A 19,786-nucleotide genomic window follows, 5' to 3' on the forward strand; every position below is an offset into this window, starting at 1 on the left:
GGTTCTTTCGGGCGGAGACGATCAGTATCGCCGGGGTCACGACCCGTCCGTGACGTCCTGCTCGTGCCCGACCTGTACCGACCTGTACCCGACCCGTACCCGAGGAGCCCGCCCGTGCACCGTCCCCCCACCGCCGAGGCCGAGTTGGCCGCCGGTCTCGCCGCCGTGCGCCCCGCGCTCGGTGCGCGGTTCGCGGCCGAGCTGCCCGGCGCCCGCGCGGCCGTGCTGACCCGCCTGTGGCGGGCGCTCGCGCACGAGCCGCTGCCGTGGGTCGTGCGCCGGGAGCCGTCCCGGGACGGCCTGACGCTGCGCCTCGCCGACGGCCGCCGCCTGCACGGCCCGCGCTCCGACCCGTACGCGACCGTGGACCGGGTGACGGCCGTCGACCTGGAAGGGACGGCGTACGACGATCCCGCGCGGCTGACGACGGCCCTCGCCGTGCCGCACGGCGAGGGCCTCGCCACCGAGCTGGCGGACAGTACGGCGTCGTTGGCGTTGTCCCGGGCCGGTCAGGAGCCCACCGTCCGGAAGCCGGGGAGGCGCCGCCCGCACGAGTGGCCCGCGCACGACTGGGAGTGGGAGCAGCGGGTGGTCGACGGACACCCGTACCACCCCAACTGCCGTTCGCGGCCGGGCTTCTCGGTGGCCGAGCAGCTGGCGTACGGGCCGGAGCACCGGCCGCCGCCGGTGCGGCTGGGGTTGTTGCCGGTCCCGGCCGGCGAGTGTCTCGTGTCGGGCGGGTGGCCCGCCGGACTGCGGGACGGCGGACGACTGCTGATCCCCGTGCATCCCTGGCAGGCGGCGCACGTGCTGAAGCGGTCGTGCGCGGAGGGCGTCGCCGCGCATCCGCTGATGTCGCTGCGCACGCTCGCGGTGCCGGGCGGACCGCACGTGAAGACGGCGCTGAGCGCCCGGCTGACGTCGTCGGTGCGGGACATCTCGGTGGGTTCGGTCGCCGCCTCGGCGGCCCTGTCGGCGTTCGCGCAGGGCCTGGCGGAACGCACGGACGGCCTGCTGCACATGACCCGCTCGCTCGGGGCGGTCACCGCGAACTCCCCGGACCTGGCAGCGGTGTTGCGGGAGTCGCCCGGCGTGTACGCCGGGCCGGGCGAGCACGTCGTCCCGGTGGCCGCCCTCGCCACCACCGGACTGCCGTCCTCGCCCGCCTGGTCGGCACAGTTCGCCCGGCTCGCCCTGACCGTGGGGCTGCGGCTGCTGGAGCAGGGCGTGGCCCTGGAGGCGCACGGGCAGAACCTGCTGGTGGTGCTGTCGGCGTCGGGGGCGCCGGTGCGGCTGGTCTACCGGGACCTGGCCGACATCCGGGTCAGCCCGGCGCGGCTGGCCCGGCACGGCGTGGCGGCGCCGGAGCTGCCGGCCCGGATCCTGACGGACGACGTGCCGGCCCTGCGCCGCAAACTGTTCGGCTCGCTGGTCGCGGGCGCGCTGGCGGCCACCGTGGGCAGCGGGGAGGCGCTGGGCGCGGCGCTGGCGGCGGCCGTGCCGCAGGTGCCGGACACGGTGGACCTGCGGGCGCTGTGCGAGGAGTCGGTGCCGGTGAAGGCGCTGACGCTGATGCGGCTGTCGCCGGACGTGTCCGGGGACCAGTGGGCGCGGCTGCCCAATCCGCTCGCGGGTCACGAGTTCTGATCCCGTTTTGAAGCGGGACACCTCTGATCAATAGGATCCGCCGATGATCAGAACACAACGGCTGGCGGCGGGCGTCTGCGCCCTGCTCGCCGCGCTCGCGGCCGGGCTCGCCTTCCCGGCCGGGGCGGTGGCCGACGAGACCACAGCCAATGCGCCCAAGGTCGACCTGGTTCTCGACGTCAGCGGCTCCATGCGGGCGAAGGACATCGACGGCGGCTCGCGGATGGCCGCGGCCAAGCAGGCGTTCAACGAGGTGCTGGACGCGACCCCCGAGGAGGTCCGGCTCGGCATCCGCACCCTCGGGGCCAACTACCCCGGCGACGACCGCAAGACCGGCTGCAAGGACACCGCGCAGCTCTACCCGGTGGGACCGCTGGACCGCACCGAGGCCAAGGCCGCGGTGGCCACGCTCACGCCCACCGGCTGGACACCGATCGGCCCGGCCCTGCTGCAGGCGGCGGAGGACCTCGACGGGGGCACCGGCTCCAAGCGCATCGTGCTGATCAGTGACGGCGAGGACACCTGCGCCCCGCTCGACCCGTGCGAGGTGGCCCGCGAGATAGCGGCCAAGGGCATCGGCCTGACCATCGACACCCTCGGCCTGGTGCCGAACGTGAAGATGCGCCGGCAGCTCAGCTGCATCGCCGAGGCCACCGGCGGCAGCTACACCTCGATCGAGCACACCGACGAACTCACCGACCGCGTCAACCAGTTGGTGGACCGGGCGGCGGACCCCGTGGTGACGCCGGTCGCCACGCAGGGCGCGGAGTCCTGCGCGAAGGCGCCGACGCTGAAGTCGGGCCTGTACACGGACCGCGAGGAGTTCGGCCAGGAGCGCTGGTACCGCGTGGACCTGGACCCGGGCAAGGAGCTGCGGGCCTCGGTGAGCGTGTCCGCGGACCGGGCGATGAACCCCGACCACGGGGTGCTGCTGCGGGCGGTCACGGTGCACGGCCGGGAGATCGTGCGCGGTGAGGCGGCGGGCAACGGCCGCACCGACGTCATCTCGACCGGTCTGCGCTACCCGAAGGCGGAGAGCGACGACGACGAGGCGCCGGCCGAGACGGTGTGCGTGCAGGTGACCAACTCCTACTCGGCGGCCGCCGGTGTGGAGACCACGCCGGGCATGCCGCTGGAGCTGACCGTGGACGTGGTCGACGGGCCGTCGCGGGCGAGCGACGTGGCCTCGTTCGGTCTGGGCCGCGGCTGGTGGCTGCTCGGCACCCTGGTGCTGGTCGGCTTCCTGGCGGGTCTGCTGTGGGGCTGGCTGTCACGCTGGCGTGTCGCGGTCTGGAGGACCAACTGATGCGGATCGACCGGGTACGGATGAACCAGGTACGGATGAACCGAATTCGGATCAACCGGGTACGGATCACGCGCGCCCTGGGCACGGCCCTGCTGGCGCTCGGCCTCGCGGCCGCTCCGGCCGCCGCCGACTCCACGCCGTCCGCGAGCCCCTCGGGCGACGGCTCGGCGCCCACGACCGCGGGCACGTCGTTCCGTACGGCGACGGAGGTCGACCAGGGGGAGACGGCCACCGCGAGCGGCTCCGCGGGCGACTACCTGTACTGGTCGTTCCCGGCCGACGCGGGACAGCGGCCCACCGTGAAGGCGAAGGTGAAGCTGCCCGCGGAGCACGCCGGGCAGACCTGGCAGGTCGACGTGTACGACGGGCTGCGGCGCCGCCAGGCCTGTCAGTACGGCGCGCAGACCCGCACCGCCGCCCCCGGCACCACCTCGGTGGAGCCGGCCTGTGTCCTGCGCACGGTCCGCGCCTGGTCGGAGCCGTGGGCGAACGACCCGCTGCCCGGCACGTACTACGTCCGGCTGACCGTCGTCGGCCTGAAGACGGCAGACCTCGGTCTGCCGGTCGACGCCGAACTGCGGGTCGAGTCCAAGGACATCGGCGGCGCGGCGGCGGTGGACGGCTCGCTGGCCGAACCCCTGGTGCCGGGCATCGCCGTGACGTCGGCGGCGAAGGACGAGGACGACTCGTCGGCCTCCGCCGTGCTGTCGAGCATCGAGCCGGACGACGGCTGGTCGTCCGGCTGGTGGTCGGACCGCTGGGTGTGGACCGCGATCGGCGGTGTGCTGGCCGCGCTCGCCGGAATCGGCGGGTACGCGCTGACCCGCGGTCCGGGACGACCGGGACAAGTGCCGCCCGGCGTCTGACGCCGCATGCCTGACGCCCCTTCAGAAGGCCCGCCCCGTGCGGGCCTTCTGGTTTCCTCAGGCCTCCCGCAGCTCCTTGGCGAGGGTGCCGTCGCCGCCCACCTCGACGCGTCCGGCACGCACGGCCTCGACCAGGCTCAGCTCGCCCTGGGCCACGGCCGTGCAGGTGCCGGTGTCCATGACGAGCCGGGCGTCGGGTTCGCCGGGGGCCGCCCCGTGACCGTAGACGGGACCCTCCGTCGCGCCGGCGAAGAGGTGGAAGTGGCCTTCCTCGAGCCGGACTTCCACGAGTCCCTCGCCCTCCAGCGCGCGCAGCAGGGGCAGTGCGAACCAGTGCGCGCGGATCGCGTCGGTGGGCCCGCGCTCACCGAGTTCCGTCTGTCCCCATGCGCCGAGGGCCTGGAGCACGGGCAGCAACGCGCGCCCCCGGCCGGTGAGTTCGTAGACGTACGCCGCGCCGGGCGGCGGCAGCCGGCGCCGGGTGGCCAGTCCGTCGCGTTCCATGTCCCTCAGCCGCGACGCGAGTACGTCCGTGCTCACGCCGGGCAGGTCGGCGTGCAGGTCGGTGTAGCGGCGCGGACCGGCGAGCAGCTCGCGGACGATCAGCAGGGTCCAGCGGTCGCCGACGGCGTCGAGGGCACGGGCGGCGGAACAGTACTGGTCGTAGCTTCGGCGAGGTGGCATGCGACGCAGTCTAGACATGTCGTTGGACTTTCCAAGCCCGAACTTGGTAAAACCAAGCAACACCAGATACCGGAGGGGTCCATGGAGTTCCGGCAGTCGAACAAGCTCAGCGAGGTCTGTTACGAGATCCGCGGCCCGGTCATCGAGCACGCCGACGCGCTGGAGGCGGCGGGGCACAGCGTGCTGCGCCTCAACACCGGCAACCCGGCGGTCTTCGGCTTCGAGGCGCCGGAGGAGATCCTCCAGGACATGATCCGGATGCTCCCGCGGGCCCACGGCTACACGGACTCGCGCGGCATCCTCCCGGCCCGCCGGGCGGTCGCCCAGCGCTACCAGGACCGGGGCCTGGACGTCGACGTCGACGACGTGTGGCTCGGCAACGGCGTCTCGGAGCTGGTCTCCATGGCCGTACAGGCGCTGGTCGAGGACGGCGACGAGATCCTGATCCCGGCCCCCGACTTCCCGCTGTGGACGGCCGTCACCACGCTCGCGGGCGGCAAGGCGGTCCACTACCTCTGCGACGAGCAGGCCGACTGGTACCCGGACCTGGACGACATGGCGTCGAAGATCACCGACCGCACCAAGGCCGTCGTCATCATCAACCCCAACAACCCCACCGGCGCGGTCTACCCGAAGGAGATCATCGAGGGCATCCTCGACCTGGCCCGCCGGCACGGCCTGATGGTCTTCGCCGACGAGATCTACGACCAGATCCTCTACGACGACGCCGTGCACCACTCGGCCGCGGCACTCGCCCCCGACCTGGTCGTCCTGACCTTCTGCGGGCTGTCGAAGACGTACCGGGTGGCGGGCTTCCGCTCCGGCTGGCTGGTCGTGACCGGCCCGAAGCAGCACGCGAAGGACTACCTCGAGGGCCTCACCATGCTGGCCTCCATGCGGCTGTGCGCCAACGCGCCCGCCCAGTACGCCATCCAGGCCGCGCTCGGCGGCCGCCAGTCCGTCCTGGAACTGACCGCGCCGGGCGGCAGGCTGCGCGAGCAGCGCGACATCGCCTGGGAGAAGCTCAACGAGATCCCCGGCGTCTCCTGCGTGAAACCCCAGGGCGCCCTGTACGCGTTCCCCCGCATCGACCCCAAGGTGCACCCGATCCACGACGACGAGAAGTTCGTCCTGGACCTGCTGCTGCGCGAGAAGATCCAGGTGGTCCAGGGAACCGGCTTCAACTGGCCGACCCCGGACCACTTCCGCATCCTCACCCTCCCGCACGCGGAGGACCTGGAGGCGGCGATCGGGCGCATCGGACGTTTCCTGAGCGGTTACCGGCAGTAGGAGACCGCGGGTGGCGGAGCGCGGCATCCGCGGACCACGGCCAACGGCCAACGGCCCACGGCAGTCCGGCACGCCGCGGTGCGGGGCACCGGCGCACGCCTGTGCGACTCTGTGCGGCATGGGTGATCTTTTCCTGGTCCGGCACGGAGAGACCGCGTGGTCGCGCTCCGGCCGGCACACCGGACTGACGGACGTCCCGCTCACCGAGCACGGCCGGGACGAGGCGCGGCGCCTGGTGCCGCTCATCCGCTCGCACCGGATCGGCGCGGCGTTCTCCAGCCCGCTCCAGCGGGCGCGGGAGACGGCGGAGCTGATCGGGCTGCACGAGGTGCAGGTCGACGCGGACCTGAAGGAGTGGGACTACGGCGGGTACGAGGGCGTCACGACCGTCGAGATCCAGCGTGAGCGGCCGGGCTGGTTCCTGTTCACGGACGGTGTGGCGCCCGGGCCGCCCGAGCATCCCGGTGAGACGGCCGAGCAGGTCGGGGAGCGTGCCGACCGGGTGCTGGCGATGGCGGACGCGGCGCTCGCCAACACGGAGGGGTGCGTGGTGCTGGTGGCGCACGGGCACTTCCTGCGGGTGCTCACGGCCCGTCGGCTCGGCCTGCCGCCGTCGGCGGGGGCCCTGTTCCAGCTGGCGACAGGGGCGCTGTGCCGGCTGGGCACGGAGCACCGTCGGCATGTGATCGCGGGGTGGAACATCCGGCCGGGCACCTGACCGACGGGGCCTGACCGACGGGGCCTGACCGACAGGCGTCAGCGGTCGGGGCGGCTGGACAGCCCAGCAGGACGTCAGTCAGTGCCCGAGCCACGGCCACCAGAACCTGCCTGGCGATATCAATGTCAGTGCCCGGCCGTAACCTTCACAGCGGTGGGACAGCCGTACCGTCGCCCGGGAGGAAGCACGCCGTGACACGACCGCCGACCGCCGCCCAGCGGCGTGTCATCGACGCCGCCGATCCCGTCACCGGGCGCCTGCGGGGCACGCAGGCCCAGCTGGCCGCCCTGGTCGAGCGAGGGCTCGCCTTCCGGCACCCGCGCCCGCCGCACGACCACTTCCTCACCCCTGCCGGGCACCGGATACGGGAGGAGGAGCCCGAGTCGGAACCCGCCGCCGTGGGCGATGCTCCGCGTACGCGGACCGGTGTGTTCACCGCGCGGGTCGGCGGCGAGGAGGAACCGCCGGACGGCGGGCCGGCCCGGCTGCGGGAGGTGCGCAGCGCCTGGCAGGGACTGCTGGAGCTGCGCCGGATGACCAACCCGCACGGGGAGGTGGACCGGCCGTGCGGGTGGGAGCGTACGCATCTGGTGCAGGCCGCCGCGCTCGCGCTGGAGGCGGCCGGCCACCGGCCCGCCGGACCGGGGGCCGACAGACCGGGGGCCGACGGCTACCGGGTGCGCGCCACCCCGCAGCCGGACGCCGTCGCCGTGCGCGGGCCGGACGACGGGACGCTGCGGGACTGCGCGGCGACCCTGGAGAAGGCGGGCTGGCAGGCGAGCGAGCACACCGACCCCCGGAGCAGGACGCGTTATCTGCTGGCTTCCCCACGCCGGGTGTGACGGGCGTGCCAAGATCGGCGGGCAGGGCATCGACCGTGCTCGTCGACGAGAAGGGGAAGCCGTGAGCGAGCCGTTTTCCGTGCGGGTCACCGTCCGCGGATACGAGACCGACGTGCAGGGCCATCTCAACCAGAGCGTGTACATCAACTACGCGGAGCACGCGCGCTGGTCGCTGCTCCGGGCCGCGGGCATCACCCAGACCGGTCTGATCGGCCGGGGCGTCGGACCCGTCGCCCTGGAGACGACCATCCGCTACCGGCGCGAACTGCTGGCGGGCGACGAGGTCGACGTGACGTGCGTCTTCGAGTGGGGCGGCGGCAAGACGTTCCGCATCGAGCAGACCATCCGCAAGACGGACGGCACGGTCGCGGCCGAACTCTCCGGGGTGGGCGGCCTGCTGGACCTGAGGACCCGGCGGCTGGTCGCCGACCCCCAGGACCACTTCAAGGAACTGGCCTCCGACCCGAGCCTGTTCGGACTCTGACCGGCGGGCCCCGCCACCGTGGACGACGCCGTGGCGCGGGCCGGGGCGGGGGCCGGGGGGGCGCGCCCCCCCCCCCCCCCCCCGGGGGCCCCCGGGGGCGGGGCCCCCCCCCCCCCCCCGCCCCCCCCCCCCGCCGCCCCCCCGGGGGGGCCCCCGCCGCGCCCCCCGCGGGGGGGGATGGGGGCGGGGGGGGGGGGGGGGGGGGCCCCCCCCGCGGGGGGGCGCGGGGGCCCCCCCCCCCCGCCCCCGCCCCCCCCCGCCGGGCCGGGGCGCCGCGGCTCCGCCGTTTCGGGGGCCCGGTGGGCCCGACGGAAATCACCGACTGCGCGTCACGGATATTCCGCCGGCCCCGCGAAGGGCACACGGAGAACACGCGACGGGCACACGAAGGGCGCACCACCGCAAATACGAGGGCGCGCCGAAAAAAGGCAACGGAAATACCTCTCCGTCGAATTACCTTCTTTGTATACGGCTCTCGTGTTAATGCCGGAGGCCGGACATGTTGACGACGTGTTGCGAAGTCCTCACACGGTCCCGGCGGTCGCCGCCCGGAAAGCGCAGCCGGTGCGCGGAGGTCGCGCGCTCGGTGTGCAGCGCCGTCACCGCCCGCGCGCGTTCTCCGTCGCCGCGCGCCACCGCGTCCACGATCGCGCCGTGTTCCGCCCAGGACTCCACCGGGGTGGCCGACGCGTCCACCGTGTACATCCAGGAGATCTTGTGGCGCAGCTGGGTGAGCGTCGAGGTGAGGGCGTGGCTGCCGGAGGCCTGTGCGAGGGTCTCGTGGAACCAGCCCCCCAGGGAGCGCAGGTCCTCGCTGTTGCCGCGCCTGGCACGCTCCTGGCCCAGCCTGACGAGGCCGCGCAGCACCTTGAGGTGGGCCTCGGTGCGCCGCTGGGCGGCCCGGGCGGCGCCGAGCGGCTCCAGGAGCACGCGCATCTCCAGCAGGTCGGCGGCCTCCTGCTCGGTCGGTTCGGCGACGCACGCGCCCGCGTGCCGTCGCGTCACGACGAAACCCTCCGCCTCCAGCGTGCGCAGCGCCTCCCGGACGGGGACGCGCGAGACGCCGTAGCGGCGCGCGAGGAGTTCCTCGGTGAGGCGGCTGCCGCGCTCGTAGACACCCGCGACGATGTCGTCCCGGATGGCCGTGCACACCGAGTGCGCCGGAATACGCATGACGGACCTCCGCCTTAATCCCCGTGAAACGTCGACGATTGACGTGTGTTCCGTGACTCTATTGCAATCAGCGGGAATTTCCGATGGCGGGCCGGAATCCAGGGATATTTTTTGGACAGTACGGTCCCGGAAACGACGAAAGCCCCGGCCGTGCGGGCCGGGGCCGTACGATCTGTCGCCGTACGTCGTCAGATGTTCACGCCGTGCTTGCGGAGGTAGGCGGCCGGATCGATGTCCGAGCCGTACTCCACGCCGGTGCGGACCTCGAAGTGCAGATGCGGGCCGGTGACGTTGCCGGTGGCGCCGGACAGGGCGATGCGCTGCCCCGGGACCACCTTCTGCCCCACCGAGACGCCGATGGACGACAGGTGGGCGTACTGGGTGTACGTGCCGTCGCTCATCCGGATCACGACCTGGTTGCCGTAGGCGCCGCCCCAGCCGGCCTCGACGACGGTGCCGAGGCCCACCGCGTGCACGGGGGTGCCGCTGGCGGCGTGGAAGTCGATGCCGGTGTGGCTGCCGGAGGACCACAGCGAGCCGCCCGACCGGTAGCCGGTGGAGACGTGGGAGCCGCTGATCGGCGAGACGAAGGTGTTCAGGCGCTCGCGCTCGGCCGCGCGGGCGGCGCGCACCCGGGCCTCACGTTCCGCCTCGGCCTTCGCCGCGGCCCGGGCGGCGGCCTCCTTGCGCGCGGCCTCCGCCACGGCGGCCTGCTTCTGCGCGGCGGCCTGGTCGTCGATCCGCTCGGCGACCGTGTCGCCGATGGTGACGACCGGGACGAGGCCGGTCTGCCCGACGGCCTTCTCCGCGGCGAGGGCGGGGCTGGAGGCGACGGTGCCGATGACGCCGGTGGTGGTGAGCGCCGCGATGCCCGCCGCGCGGGCGGTGGTGCGCTTCATCCTGCTGGGACGACGGTGCTTCCCGGTGGCGCAAGTGGACGCCATGAAGTTGAGCGGTCCTTTCCTTCCCTCTCGCCTACCGGGTTAGCTGACGGGTTCGGAGCAGGAAGGTCTCCTACGGACCCCCTCGCGGCTCGCGCGGGCGTCCGATTCACCCCAGGGACTGTGTGGTTGGGTCCCCGGCTCCCCTGGCTCGCGCCGTGCGGGGACTCGGCGATGACTGTCCGGTGCCGCGGACGCGGCGCACTGCCTGACGAACAGCCCGGTCGAAACTAGACGCGGCGGCCGTCGATCCCCAAACAGAACGCGGCTTTTGTAGCGCATGCCACAGGGCAGACAGGCAGCCTTTCCCTCAATTCGGACATCAGGGAGCCCTGGTGACGCATCCGTCCACCAGGGCTCCTGTACGCGGCCTCACGGCCGCCGGTCCGCGTTCCTACTCCGCGGAGACGACCTTCACCTCACCGATGCCGAGGGCCTCGACCGGCGCCTTGATCGCGGCCGCGTCACCGACGAGGACCGTCACCAGGCGGTCCACCGGGAAGGCGCTCACGACCGCCGCCGTGGCCTCCACGGTGCCGGTCGCGGCGAGCTGCTGGTACAGCGTGGCCTGGTAGTCGTCCGGCAGGTGCTGCTCGACCTGGTCGGCCAGCGTGCCCGCCACGGCGGCGGCCGTCTCGTACTTCAGGGGCGCCACTCCGACGAGGTTCTGCACCGCGACGTCCCGCTCGGCGTCGGTCAGACCGCCCTCGGCGAGGGTGCGCAGCACCTTCCACAGGTCCTCCAGCGCGGGACCGGTGTTGGGAGTGTCGACCGAGCCGCTGATGGCGAGCATCGCCGCGCCCGAGCCGTCCGGCGCGGACCTGAGGACCTGGCCGAAGGAGCGCACGCCGTAGGTGTAGCCCTTCTCCTCGCGCAGGACGCGGTCCAGCCGGGAGGTGAGGGTGCCGCCCAGGCAGTACGTGCCGAGCACCTGCGCGGGCCACACGCGCGCGTGCCGGTCGGCGCCGATGCGGCCGATCAGCAGCTGCGTCTGGACGGCGCCGGGGCGGTCCACGATGACGACCCGTCCGGTGTCGTCCGCGGTCACCGGAGGCACCGGTCGCGGCTGGGCCGCGGACCCCGTCCAGGCGCCCAGGGTGTCGCCCAGGAGCGCGTCGAGGTCGACTCCGGTGAGATCGCCGACGACCACGGCGGTGGCCGTGGCGGGGCGGACGTGCTTCTCGTAGAAGGCGCGTACGGCGGCGGAGTCGATCTTCTCGACGGTCTCCGCGGTGCCCTGGCGCGGGCGCGACATGCGCGCGGTCGCCGGGAACAGCTCCTTGGAGAGCTCCTTGGCGGCGCGCCGGGAGGGGTTCGCCAGCTCGTGCGGGATCTCGTCCAGGCGGTTGCGGACGAGGCGCTCGACCTCGCTGTCGGCGAACGCGGGCGCCCGCAGGGCGTCGGCCACGAGACCGAGGGCCTTGGCCAGGCGGGAGGCCGGAACCTCCAGGCTGAGGCGGACGCCGGGATGGTCGGCGTGCGCGTCGAGGGTGGCGCCGCAGCGCTCCAGCTCGGCGGCGAACTCCTCGGCGGAGTGCTTGTCGGTGCCCTCGGAGAAGGCCCGCGCCATGATCGTGGCGACGCCGTCGAGGCCGGCCGGTTCCGCGTCCAGGGGCGCGTCGAGGATGACCTCGACGGCGACGACCTGCTGTCCGGGACGGTGGCAGTGCAGGACGGTCAGGCCGTTGTCGAGCGTCCCGCGCTCGGGGGCGGGGAACGCCCAGGGCCTGGCCTCGCCCGCGCGGGGCTGGGGGTGGAAGTCCATCGCGGCGAGCTCGGTCACTGGGCCGCCTCCTCGTTCTCGTCCTCGTCGGCGGTGTTCTCGGTGGGCTCGGTGGGCTCGTAGACCAGTACGGCGCGGTTGTCCGGGCGCAGGCGGGCCTGGGCGATCTCCCGGACCTCCTCCGCGGTGACGTCCAGCACGCGTTGGACGGCGGTCAGGGCGAGCTGCGGGTCACCGAACAGCACCGCGTACCGGCACAGTTCGTCGGCGCGGCCGGCGACCGTGCCGAGACGGTCCAGCCACTCGCGCTCCAACTGTGCCTGGGCGCGCTCCATCTCCTCGTCGGTGGGGCCTTCCTCCGCGAACCGGGCGAGCTCCTCGTCGATGGCCGTCTCGATGACGGGCACCTCGACGTCACCGGACGTCTTGACGTCCAGCCAGCCCAGGGAGGGCGCCCCGGCCAGGCGCAGCAGGCCGAAGCCGGCGGCCACGGCCGTACGGTCACGGCGGACCAGGCGGTTGTAGAGGCGGGAGGACTCGCCGCCGCCGAGCACGGTGAGCGCCAGGTCGACCGCGTCGCACGCGCGTGTGCCGTCCTGCGGCAGACGGTAGGCGGCCATCAGGGCGCGGGCCGGGACCTCCTCCTCCACGACCTCGCGCAGCTGCTCGCCGATGACGTCGGGCAGGGAGCCGTCACGGGGCCGGGGCTTGCCGTCGTGGGCGGGGATGGAGCCGAAGTACTTCTCGATCCAGGCGAGCGTCTGCTCCGGGTCGATGTCGCCGACGACCGACAGCACGGCGTTGTTGGGCGCGTAGTACGTGCGGAAGAACGCACGCGCGTCCTCCAGCGTCGCCGCGTCCAGGTCGGCCATCGAGCCGATCGGCGTGTGGTGGTAGGGGTGGCCCTCGGGGTAGGCGAGGGCGGTCAGCTTCTCGAACGCCGTGCCGTAGGGGACGTTGTCGTAGCGCTGGCGGCGTTCGTTCTTGACGACGTCGCGCTGGTTCTCCATGGACTCGTCGTCCAGCGCGGCCAGCAGCGAGCCCATGCGGTCCGCCTCCAGCCAGAGGGCGAGTTCCAGCTGGTGCGTGGGCATGGTCTCGAAGTAGTTGGTGCGCTCGAAGCTGGTCGTGCCGTTGAGCGAGCCGCCCGCCCCCTGGACCAGCTCGAAGTGACCGTTGCCCTTGACCTGCGCGGAGCCCTGGAACATCAGGTGCTCGAAGAGGTGAGCAAGGCCGGTGCGGCCCTTGACTTCGTGGCGCGAGCCCACGTCGTACCAGAGGCACACCGCCGCGACGGGGGTCAGGTGATCCTCGGAGAGCACCACGCGCAGGCCGTTGGCCAGGCGGTGCTCGGTCGCTGTCAGGCCCCCGGAGCCTGCCTGGGCTGTGGCCGTGTGACCCTTGGGCATGTACGTCCTTCCGATCGCGGGCGCGGTCGTCGAAACCGCGTTTTTCCTGCCGGTCCTGCCAGTTTTTCCTGCCGGTCCTGCCACTGTATGCAAGCGTGCGGAGCAGCGGTGGAGTTCCCGGGCGGCGTACGCCGAGAGCGAGATCGCGTAGCCTGCGGACAGCCGTGGACGAGGTGCCTCTCCGGCCGGTCCGGTCGCCGACGCCCGGGCCCCGGGACGCACTGTCGGTGCCACGGTCCACAATGGTCCGCGGAGATCCCGTCACACGCCTCAGCAAGAGTGAGCCGCAGGACGCGCGTCGGCACCGACGTGAGCGCCCCGCAGGCGAGCGACCAGGAAACAGGAGGAGCCGGCAGCGATGGCCCGCCGCAGCACGAAGACCCCGCCGCCCGACGAGTCGTACGAGGAGCGGATCCTCGACATCGACGTCGTCGACGAGATGCAGGGCTCCTTCCTCGAGTACGCGTACTCGGTCATCTACTCCCGCGCCCTGCCGGACGCCCGTGACGGCCTCAAGCCCGTACACCGCCGGATCGTCTACCAGATGAACGAGATGGGCCTGCGCCCCGACCGCGGCTACGTGAAGTGCGCGCGGGTCGTCGGCGAGGTCATGGGCAAGCTGCACCCGCACGGCGACGCGTCGATCTACGACGCCCTGGTGCGCATGGCCCAGCCTTTCTCCATGCGCGTGCCCCTGGTCGACGGCCACGGCAACTTCGGCTCGCTGGGCAACGACGACCCGCCGGCCGCCATGCGGTACACCGAGTGCCGTCAGACCGCGGCGACGAGCCTGATGACCGAGTCCATCGACGAGGACACGGTCGACTTCAACCCGAACTACGACGGCCAGGAGCGGGAGCCTGTGGCGCTGCCCGCCGCGTTCCCGAACCTCCTGGTCAACGGCTCCTCGGGCATCGCGGTCGGCATGGCCACGAACATGCCGCCGCACAACCTGGGCGAGGTCGTCTCGGCCGCCCGCCACCTGATCCGGTTCCCGAACGCGGATCTGGACACGCTGATGAAGCACGTCCCGGGCCCGGACCTGCCCACCGGCGGGCGGATCGTCGGCCTCTCGGGGATCCGGGACGCCTACGAGACGGGCCGCGGCACCTTCAAGATCCGCGCCACGGTGTCGGTGGAGACCGTGACGGCCCGCCGCAAGGGCCTCGTCGTCACCGAACTGCCCTTCGCCGTCGGTCCCGAGAAGGTCATCGCCAAGATCAAGGACCTGGTCGGCTCGAAGAAGATCCAGGGCATCGCCGACGTCAAGGACCTCACCGACCGCGAGCACGGGCTGCGTCTGGTCATCGAGATCAAGAACGGCTTCGTGCCGGAGGCGGTCCTGGAGCAGCTGTACAAGCTGACGCCCATGGAGGAGTCCTTCGGCATCAACAACGTGGCGCTGGTGGACGGCCAGCCGCTCACGCTGGGCCTGAAGGAGCTGCTCGAGGTCTACCTCGACCACCGCTTCGAGGTCGTCAGGCGGCGCAGCGAGTTCCGCCGGACCAAGCGCCGCGACCGCCTGCACCTGGTCGAGGGCCTGCTCACGGCGCTCGTCGACATCGACGAGGTCATCCGTCTGATCCGCTCCAGCGACAACAGCGCGCAGGCCAAGGAGCGCCTGATCGAGCGCTTCTCCCTGTCGGAGATCCAGACGCAGTACATCCTCGACACGCCGCTGCGCCGGCTGACCAGGTACGACCGGATCGAGCTGGAGGCGGAGAAGGAGAAGCTCAACGAGGAGATCGCCGAGCTGACCCGGATCCTGGAGTCGGACGCGGAGCTGCGCAAGCTGGTCTCGGCCGAACTGGCCGTGGTGGCGAAGAAGTTCGGCACCGAGCGTCGTACGGTCCTGCTGGAGTCGGCGGGCACGCCGGCCTCCGCCGTGCCGCTCCAGGTCGCCGACGACCCGTGTCGGGTGCTGCTCTCCTCGACGGGTCTGCTGGCCCGTACGGCGAACGCCGAGCCCTTCGGGGAGGACCCGGACGCCCGGCGGACCAAGCACGACGTGATCGTGTCGGCCGTGCCGGCCACCGCGCGCGGGGAGATCGGCGCGGTCACCTCGACGGGCCGGCTGCTGCGCATCAACGTCGTCGACCTGCCTCAGCTGCCGGACACGGCGTCCGCGCCGAACCTCTCGGGCGGCGCGCCGCTGGCGGAGTTCGTCTCGCTGGAGGGTGACGAGACGGTGGTCTGCCTGACCACGCTCGACGAGTCCTCCCCCGGTATCGCGCTCGGCACGGAGCAGGGTGTCGTCAAGCGTGTGGTGCCCGACTATCCGAGCAACAAGGGCGAGCTGGAGGTCATCACCCTCAAGGAGGGGGACCGCATCGTCGGCGCGGTCGATCTGCGCACCGGCGAGGAGGACCTGGTCTTCATCACGGACGACGCCCAGCTGTTGCGCTACCAGGCCTCGCAGGTCCGCCCGCAGGGCCGCCCGGCCGGCGGCATGACGGGCATCAAGCTGACGGACGGCGCGAAGGTGATCTCCTTCACGGCCGTGGACCCGGCGGCCGACGCGATGGTCTTCACGGTCGCGGGCTCGCGCGGCACCCTGGACGACTCCGTCCAGACGACCGCCAAGCTGACCCCGTTCGACCAGTACCCGCGCAAGGGGCGGGCGACCGGTGGTGTGCGCTGCCAGCGGTTCCTGAAGGGCGAGGACTGCCTGTCCCTGGCCTGGGCGGGTGCCGTCCCCGCACGGGCCGCCCAGAAGAACGGCACGCCGGTGGACCTGCCGGAGATCGACCCGCGCCGGGACGGCTCGGGCGTGTCGCTGGGCAAGCCGGTGTCGGTCGTGGCCGGGCCGCTCTAGGCCTCCTCGACCGTCTCGACCGTCTCGTCCGCCTCGTCGTCTGAGTCCCGGACGTAACGGAGGACGCCCCACATGCCGCGCTCGTCGGCGTGCGGGGCGTCGTTCTCGCAGGCCTGCAGTTCCTTGGCGAGGGCGGCGGCCTCGATGCCGGAACCGATGAGGACGAGCTGGGTGCGGCGCTCCTCGGCGGGGCCCCAGGGCTCCGGGTAGAAGCGCAGGAAGCGCCCGACGGCGTGCACGGCATAGCGGTTGACAGGGTCGTGCGGCCCGAAGTCGACGTACCCCTTGATGCGGTACAGCCCTTCGGGACGGCTGTCGAGAAACGGCATCAACCGGCTTGGTTCCAGCGGGACTTCGGAGACGAAGGACACGCTGTCGTAGGCGGTGTGCAGGTGGCCGGCGTGATCGCCGTGACCTTCCGGCCCGTCGGGACCGCCCTGCCGGTCGTGGGCCTGCTGTCCGTCGTGGCCGTCGCCGCCGTCGTGGCCGTCGCCGTCCTGTCGGTGCAGGTCGTCGAAGGAGAGCTGCCCCACACGCTCCTCGTCCGGCCGGCAGTCGAAGAGGAACTCGGGGTCGATACGGCCGTAGGTCGCGGGTACGACGGCGGTCCGGTCGGTGAGGGAGCGGACGAGGTCCAGGACGCGGGCGGCGTCGGGCGTCCGGTCGAGCTTGTTCACCACGACGAGGTCGGCGAGGGCGAGGTGCCGGTCGATCTCCGGGTGCCGGGCGCGGGTCTCATCGAACTCGGCGGCGTCGACGACCTCGACGAGCCCGCCGTACACGATCCCCGGATGCTCGCTGGCGAGGACCATCCGGACGAGTTCCCCCGGCTCGGCGAGCCCGCTGGCCTCGATGACGATGACGTCGATGCCGGTGGAGGGGCGCGCGAGGCGTTCGAGGTACACGTCCAGCTCACTGGCGTCGACGGCGCAGCACAGGCAGCCGTTGCCGAGGGAGACGGTCGAGTCGCCGAGGGCGCCCGCCACGGCCATGGCGTCGATCTCGATGGAGCCGAAGTCGTTCACGATCGCGCCGATACGACTGCCTCCGCTGCGGTGGAGGAGGTGGTTGAGCAGTGTCGTCTTGCCGGAACCCAGGAATCCGGCGAGTACGACGACCGGGATCTGCTGCGGAGTGCGGCTCTGCGTCAACGTGCGACCTCTCTGACACCTACGCGTGCACCGGCTCGCGGCCCGGCGCGCGGTCGGGGATGGAATGCGCAGCCAGGATACGAGCCGGGGGAACCACGGCGAAGTGAACGATTGTTAGCAGCGCTCGCGGGGCAGATGTTGGGCAAGGCGCCGGAGTGTGCGACCCTCGCTTCCCTCCGTGCGCCTCTTCTCCGCCTCCCCCGCCGATCAGAGCCGCTCGGCACCCTGGAGGTGACAAGCGCCGCCCATCGCTCGCCGGTCCCCGTCAGCCGACCCGCACTCGACGACCGGCGGGCGGCCGCCCGATTCGGGGGTTGACATGGCCACACGGAAGAAGATCACGGGGAGGTTCAACTCGGCGGCGACAGGGATTCTGGTCGCCACGGCAGGGTTGACGTTGGCCGCACGTCAGCGGCGAATGGAGAAGGCCCGTCTGCACGCGCGCCGACTGGAGCTGGAGGAGCTGGCGATCCGGCGCGAGTCCCTGGCACATCAGCAGCGCATGCACTGGGAATTGCTGACCAGGGCGATCGACGACCCGTCCCTGGCCGAGGTCATCGACACGTACGACAAGGACATTCCGGCAGAGAGGCGCCGCCAGTTCTTCTACGCCAACGCCTGGTACGTCAACCTCTACCACGTCTACCGGGCGGGGCTGGTGGACCGCGACGAGCTCTACGCGGCCCTCCGGGAGTTCTTCCAGAGCCCGATCTTCCGTGAGTACTGGGAGGCGGCGAGGCACATGCGTGCCTCCCTCGACGAAACTTCGGAAGAGGCGCGCGTGGGCCGCATGGTCGACGGCCTCGTCCAGGACCTCGACGAAGCCGACACGGACGAATGGTGGGTCGTCGGCACTCCTCCCGCCGACTGACGTCGAGCGGTCCCTCCGAACGGGTCAACACACCGGCACCGGTGACACGACGGGGGTGTTTTTCGGCCATGCCGCCACGGAGGCCTCTCCAGCACCAGTAGCGTGTGGCGTTCACCACTCTGCCAGAGTTGATCGTTCATAAGGACCGGTAGCTTTGAAGATCGTGCGCCGCATCGGTGTGCCCCCCAGCGCCCGTGGCAGTTCCTCCGGATCGACCTGCCCCGACGTGTTCGAACTCAGTGACGGCAACTTCGCCGTCATCGGCACCGAGGCCACCGAGGCGCTGGACGCTGAACTGCCCGCGGACGCTGCACGCGCCGACTACGAACGCATCGTCGTCGTGAGCAGGGAGACCCTGATCCGCGCCAAGGCGGACATCCCCGACGCCTGACCCCACCGCCCGGGCACGCGTCCACCCGAAGACCCGTCCCGCCGCTCCCACCCCGGCCGCACGCAACCGCTCGGCGAGCCGGCGGTCACCCGGCGAGCAGCCCGGCACCCCGTCCCTGCTCGATCACTACCGATGAGGCCTGGCGCCGGAACGGCACCAGGCCACACGCGTTCTCCGGCCGCCTTCCGGGAAATCACCCACGGGGCGGGGCACCCGCCGGGGCGGTCGCGCTCCGGCTCAGGCCGCCGACACGGGGACGGGCGCCCGAGGTCCCACGTATCGGGCCGCGGGCCGGATGATCTTCTTGTCCTCCGCCTGCTCCAGGATGTTGGCGCTCCAGCCCACGACGCGGGCCGCCGCGAAGGTGGGGGTGAACATCTCGCGGGGCAACCCGCACAGCTCCATGACCACGCCCGCGTAGAACTCCACGTTCGTGTGCAGTTCCCGGCCCGGCTTCAGCTCGGCGAGGATCGCCTCGACCTGCCGCTCGACCTCCACGGCGAAGTCCACGCGCGGCCCCCCGAAACTCTGGGCGATCTCGCGGAGCATGCGCGAACGCGGGTCCTCGGTCCGGTAGACGGCGTGCCCGAAACCCATGATGCGATCACCGGCGAGAACCCTCTCGCGGATCCACGGGTCGATGCGGTCGGGTGTGCCGATCGCGTCCAGGGTGTCCAGCGCGCGGCTGGGGGCGCCGCCGTGCAGGGGTCCCGACAGCGCACCCACGGCGGCGACGAGGCAGGCGGCCACGTCCGCGCCCGTCGAGGCAACGACCCGGGCGGTGAAGGTGGACGCGTTGAATCCGTGGTCGATGGTGGAGATCAAGTACTGCTCGACGGCCCGCGTCCGCTCCGGCTCCGGCTCGGTACCCGTCAACATGTACAGGTAGTTCGCCGCGTACGAGAGGTCGTCGCGCGGCTCGACGGGCTCGAGGCCCCTGCCCAGCCGGTGGAGCGCGGTGAGGAGCGTGGGTACGGCGGCCGCCGCGGCGAGGGTGTCCTCCCGGCGCCGGTCGGCGTCGATGTCGTACACCGGCCGGAAGCCCTTCGCGGCGCCCAGCAGCGACAGGGCCGTCCGCAGGCCGGTGAGCGGGTCGGCGCCCGCGCCCACCGCCGCGACGGCGGGCAGGGCGGCCGCCACCCGGTCGGGGAGCCTTCGCAGAGCGGCGGTCTCCGCCGCGAAGGCGGCGGCGCGGCCCGCGTCCGGCAGGTGGCCGTGGACGAGGAGGTGCCAGACGTCCTCGAACGGGCGGCTGCGGGCGAGGTCGACGGCCGAGTACTGCCGGTAGTGGTAGAAGCCCTCGCGTCCCCGGACGTCACCGACCTCGGTGTCGGCGACGACGACACCGGCGAGCCCCCGCGGTACCTCGACGGGTGTGGCTGCGTACCTGTTGACGGACATGGTTTCCTCCTCGAACTTGATTCGACTGTCCATGGTTGACTAACGAGGTGTCAATATTGATTGAATCAATAGAT

General features: G+C 72.2%; 17 protein-coding genes and 1 riboswitch. Of the genes, 10 read left to right on the forward strand and 7 right to left on the reverse strand.

Features of this window, described 5'->3' with window-relative positions; translation table 11 throughout:
* Positions 1-114 precede the first annotated feature (114 nt).
* The 3 genes from ACGFQC_RS16610 to ACGFQC_RS16620 are packed head-to-tail and all read left to right on the forward strand — an operon-like array spanning position 115 to position 3,819.
* Positions 115-1,647: an IucA/IucC family protein gene (locus tag ACGFQC_RS16610; RefSeq protein ID WP_363088638.1), complete on the forward strand. Its 1,533-nt coding sequence runs from the start codon at positions 115-117 to the stop codon at positions 1,645-1,647.
* A gap of 43 nt (positions 1,648-1,690) precedes the next feature.
* On the forward strand, positions 1,691-2,953 hold the full coding sequence (locus tag ACGFQC_RS16615; RefSeq protein WP_363088637.1) for a VWA domain-containing protein: 1,263 nt from the start codon (positions 1,691-1,693) through the stop codon (positions 2,951-2,953).
* Positions 2,953-3,819 (forward strand): hypothetical protein, encoded by an 867-nt coding sequence (locus ACGFQC_RS16620; RefSeq protein WP_363088636.1) that lies wholly within the window; start codon positions 2,953-2,955, stop codon positions 3,817-3,819. The genes ACGFQC_RS16615 and ACGFQC_RS16620 overlap by 1 nt, the downstream gene beginning before the upstream one ends.
* Before the next feature lie 57 nt (positions 3,820-3,876).
* Here the strand turns inward: ACGFQC_RS16620 and ACGFQC_RS16625 are convergent, their stop codons facing one another.
* Positions 3,877-4,503: a winged helix-turn-helix transcriptional regulator gene (locus ACGFQC_RS16625; RefSeq protein ID WP_363088635.1), complete on the reverse strand. Its 627-nt coding sequence runs from the start codon at positions 4,501-4,503 to the stop codon at positions 3,877-3,879.
* Between the two features lie 81 nt (positions 4,504-4,584).
* On the opposite strand from ACGFQC_RS16625, the gene ACGFQC_RS16630 reads away from it, so the two are divergent.
* From ACGFQC_RS16630 to ACGFQC_RS16645, 4 genes are all read left to right on the forward strand, one after another.
* Entirely contained in the window at positions 4,585-5,793 is a 1,209-nt protein-coding gene (locus ACGFQC_RS16630) for a pyridoxal phosphate-dependent aminotransferase (RefSeq protein WP_363088634.1), read from the forward strand.
* A gap of 118 nt (positions 5,794-5,911) precedes the next feature.
* Positions 5,912-6,511 (forward strand): histidine phosphatase family protein, encoded by a 600-nt coding sequence (locus tag ACGFQC_RS16635; protein ID WP_363088633.1) that lies wholly within the window; start codon positions 5,912-5,914, stop codon positions 6,509-6,511.
* A gap of 191 nt (positions 6,512-6,702) precedes the next feature.
* Complete coding sequence (locus ACGFQC_RS16640) at positions 6,703-7,353, forward strand: hypothetical protein (RefSeq protein WP_363088632.1); 651 nt, start codon at positions 6,703-6,705, stop codon at positions 7,351-7,353.
* A gap of 61 nt (positions 7,354-7,414) precedes the next feature.
* Positions 7,415-7,837, forward strand: a complete 423-nt coding sequence (locus tag ACGFQC_RS16645; RefSeq protein ID WP_363088631.1) for a thioesterase family protein — start codon at positions 7,415-7,417, stop codon at positions 7,835-7,837.
* Positions 7,838-8,317: 480 nt separating this feature from the next.
* Here the strand turns inward: ACGFQC_RS16645 and ACGFQC_RS16650 are convergent, their stop codons facing one another.
* From ACGFQC_RS16650 to ACGFQC_RS16665, 4 genes are all read right to left on the reverse strand, one after another.
* Positions 8,318-9,010 carry a GntR family transcriptional regulator gene (locus tag ACGFQC_RS16650; protein ID WP_363091892.1) on the reverse strand — a complete coding sequence of 231 codons (693 nt, stop codon included), beginning with the start codon at positions 9,008-9,010 and terminating at the stop codon, positions 8,318-8,320.
* A 188-nt stretch (positions 9,011-9,198) separates the two neighbouring features.
* The gene (locus ACGFQC_RS16655) at positions 9,199-9,954 is read right to left on the reverse strand and encodes a M23 family metallopeptidase (RefSeq protein ID WP_363091893.1); all 756 of its coding nucleotides are present in this window, start codon (positions 9,952-9,954) and stop codon (positions 9,199-9,201) included.
* Positions 9,955-9,967: 13 nt separating this feature from the next.
* Positions 9,968-10,135, reverse strand: a riboswitch (cyclic di-AMP (ydaO/yuaA leader).
* Positions 10,136-10,345: 210 nt separating this feature from the next.
* Complete coding sequence (locus tag ACGFQC_RS16660) at positions 10,346-11,734, reverse strand: pitrilysin family protein (protein ID WP_363091894.1); 1,389 nt, start codon at positions 11,732-11,734, stop codon at positions 10,346-10,348.
* On the reverse strand, positions 11,731-13,083 hold the full coding sequence (locus ACGFQC_RS16665) for a pitrilysin family protein (RefSeq protein ID WP_363091895.1): 1,353 nt from the start codon (positions 13,081-13,083) through the stop codon (positions 11,731-11,733). Before ACGFQC_RS16665 ends, ACGFQC_RS16660 begins: the two co-directional genes overlap by 4 nt.
* Before the next feature lie 358 nt (positions 13,084-13,441).
* Between ACGFQC_RS16665 and ACGFQC_RS16670 the strand changes: the two genes are divergently transcribed.
* Positions 13,442-15,898 (forward strand): DNA topoisomerase IV subunit A, encoded by a 2,457-nt coding sequence (locus ACGFQC_RS16670; RefSeq protein WP_363091896.1) that lies wholly within the window; start codon positions 13,442-13,444, stop codon positions 15,896-15,898.
* Here ACGFQC_RS16670 and ACGFQC_RS16675 read toward each other — a convergent pair.
* Positions 15,895-17,049, reverse strand: a complete 1,155-nt coding sequence (locus tag ACGFQC_RS16675) for a CobW family GTP-binding protein (protein ID WP_363091897.1) — start codon at positions 17,047-17,049, stop codon at positions 15,895-15,897. The two genes, ACGFQC_RS16670 and ACGFQC_RS16675, sit on opposite strands and share 4 nt — an antisense overlap.
* A 319-nt stretch (positions 17,050-17,368) precedes the next feature.
* Here ACGFQC_RS16675 and ACGFQC_RS16680 point away from each other — a divergent pair, with 319 nt between their 5' ends.
* Together ACGFQC_RS16680 and ACGFQC_RS16685 are read left to right on the forward strand one after the other, a co-directional pair.
* Entirely contained in the window at positions 17,369-17,920 is a 552-nt protein-coding gene (locus ACGFQC_RS16680) for a DUF6082 family protein (RefSeq protein WP_363091898.1), read from the forward strand.
* Positions 17,921-18,074: 154 nt separating this feature from the next.
* Positions 18,075-18,311 carry a hypothetical protein gene (locus tag ACGFQC_RS16685; RefSeq protein ID WP_363091899.1) on the forward strand — a complete coding sequence of 79 codons (237 nt, stop codon included), beginning with the start codon at positions 18,075-18,077 and terminating at the stop codon, positions 18,309-18,311.
* Between the two features lie 237 nt (positions 18,312-18,548).
* Here the strand turns inward: ACGFQC_RS16685 and ACGFQC_RS16690 are convergent, their stop codons facing one another.
* The gene (locus ACGFQC_RS16690) at positions 18,549-19,712 is read right to left on the reverse strand and encodes a citrate synthase/methylcitrate synthase (RefSeq protein ID WP_363091900.1); all 1,164 of its coding nucleotides are present in this window, start codon (positions 19,710-19,712) and stop codon (positions 18,549-18,551) included.
* Between the last annotated feature and the right edge of the window lie 74 nt (positions 19,713-19,786).

This window comes from Streptomyces sp. NPDC048734 (assembly GCF_043198675.1).
Taxonomy (GTDB): domain Bacteria; phylum Actinomycetota; class Actinomycetes; order Streptomycetales; family Streptomycetaceae; genus Streptomyces.

Coding starts and splice junctions, on each gene's coding strand:
- ACGFQC_RS16615 (WP_363088637.1), top strand. CDS start 1,691: ATGATCAGAACACAACGGCTGGCGGCGGGCGTCTGCGCCCTGCTCGCC.
- ACGFQC_RS16620 (WP_363088636.1), top strand. CDS start 2,953: ATGCGGATCGACCGGGTACGGATGAACCAGGTACGGATGAACCGAATT.
- ACGFQC_RS16625 (WP_363088635.1), bottom strand. CDS start 4,503: ATGCCACCTCGCCGAAGCTACGACCAGTACTGTTCCGCCGCCCGTGCC.
- ACGFQC_RS16630 (WP_363088634.1), top strand. CDS start 4,585: ATGGAGTTCCGGCAGTCGAACAAGCTCAGCGAGGTCTGTTACGAGATC.
- ACGFQC_RS16635 (WP_363088633.1), top strand. CDS start 5,912: ATGGGTGATCTTTTCCTGGTCCGGCACGGAGAGACCGCGTGGTCGCGC.
- ACGFQC_RS16650 (WP_363091892.1), bottom strand. CDS start 9,010: ATGCGTATTCCGGCGCACTCGGTGTGCACGGCCATCCGGGACGACATC.
- ACGFQC_RS16655 (WP_363091893.1), bottom strand. CDS start 9,954: ATGGCGTCCACTTGCGCCACCGGGAAGCACCGTCGTCCCAGCAGGATG.
- ACGFQC_RS16665 (WP_363091895.1), bottom strand. CDS start 13,083: ATGCCCAAGGGTCACACGGCCACAGCCCAGGCAGGCTCCGGGGGCCTG.
- ACGFQC_RS16670 (WP_363091896.1), top strand. CDS start 13,442: ATGGCCCGCCGCAGCACGAAGACCCCGCCGCCCGACGAGTCGTACGAG.
- ACGFQC_RS16680 (WP_363091898.1), top strand. CDS start 17,369: ATGGCCACACGGAAGAAGATCACGGGGAGGTTCAACTCGGCGGCGACA.
- ACGFQC_RS16690 (WP_363091900.1), bottom strand. CDS start 19,712: ATGTCCGTCAACAGGTACGCAGCCACACCCGTCGAGGTACCGCGGGGG.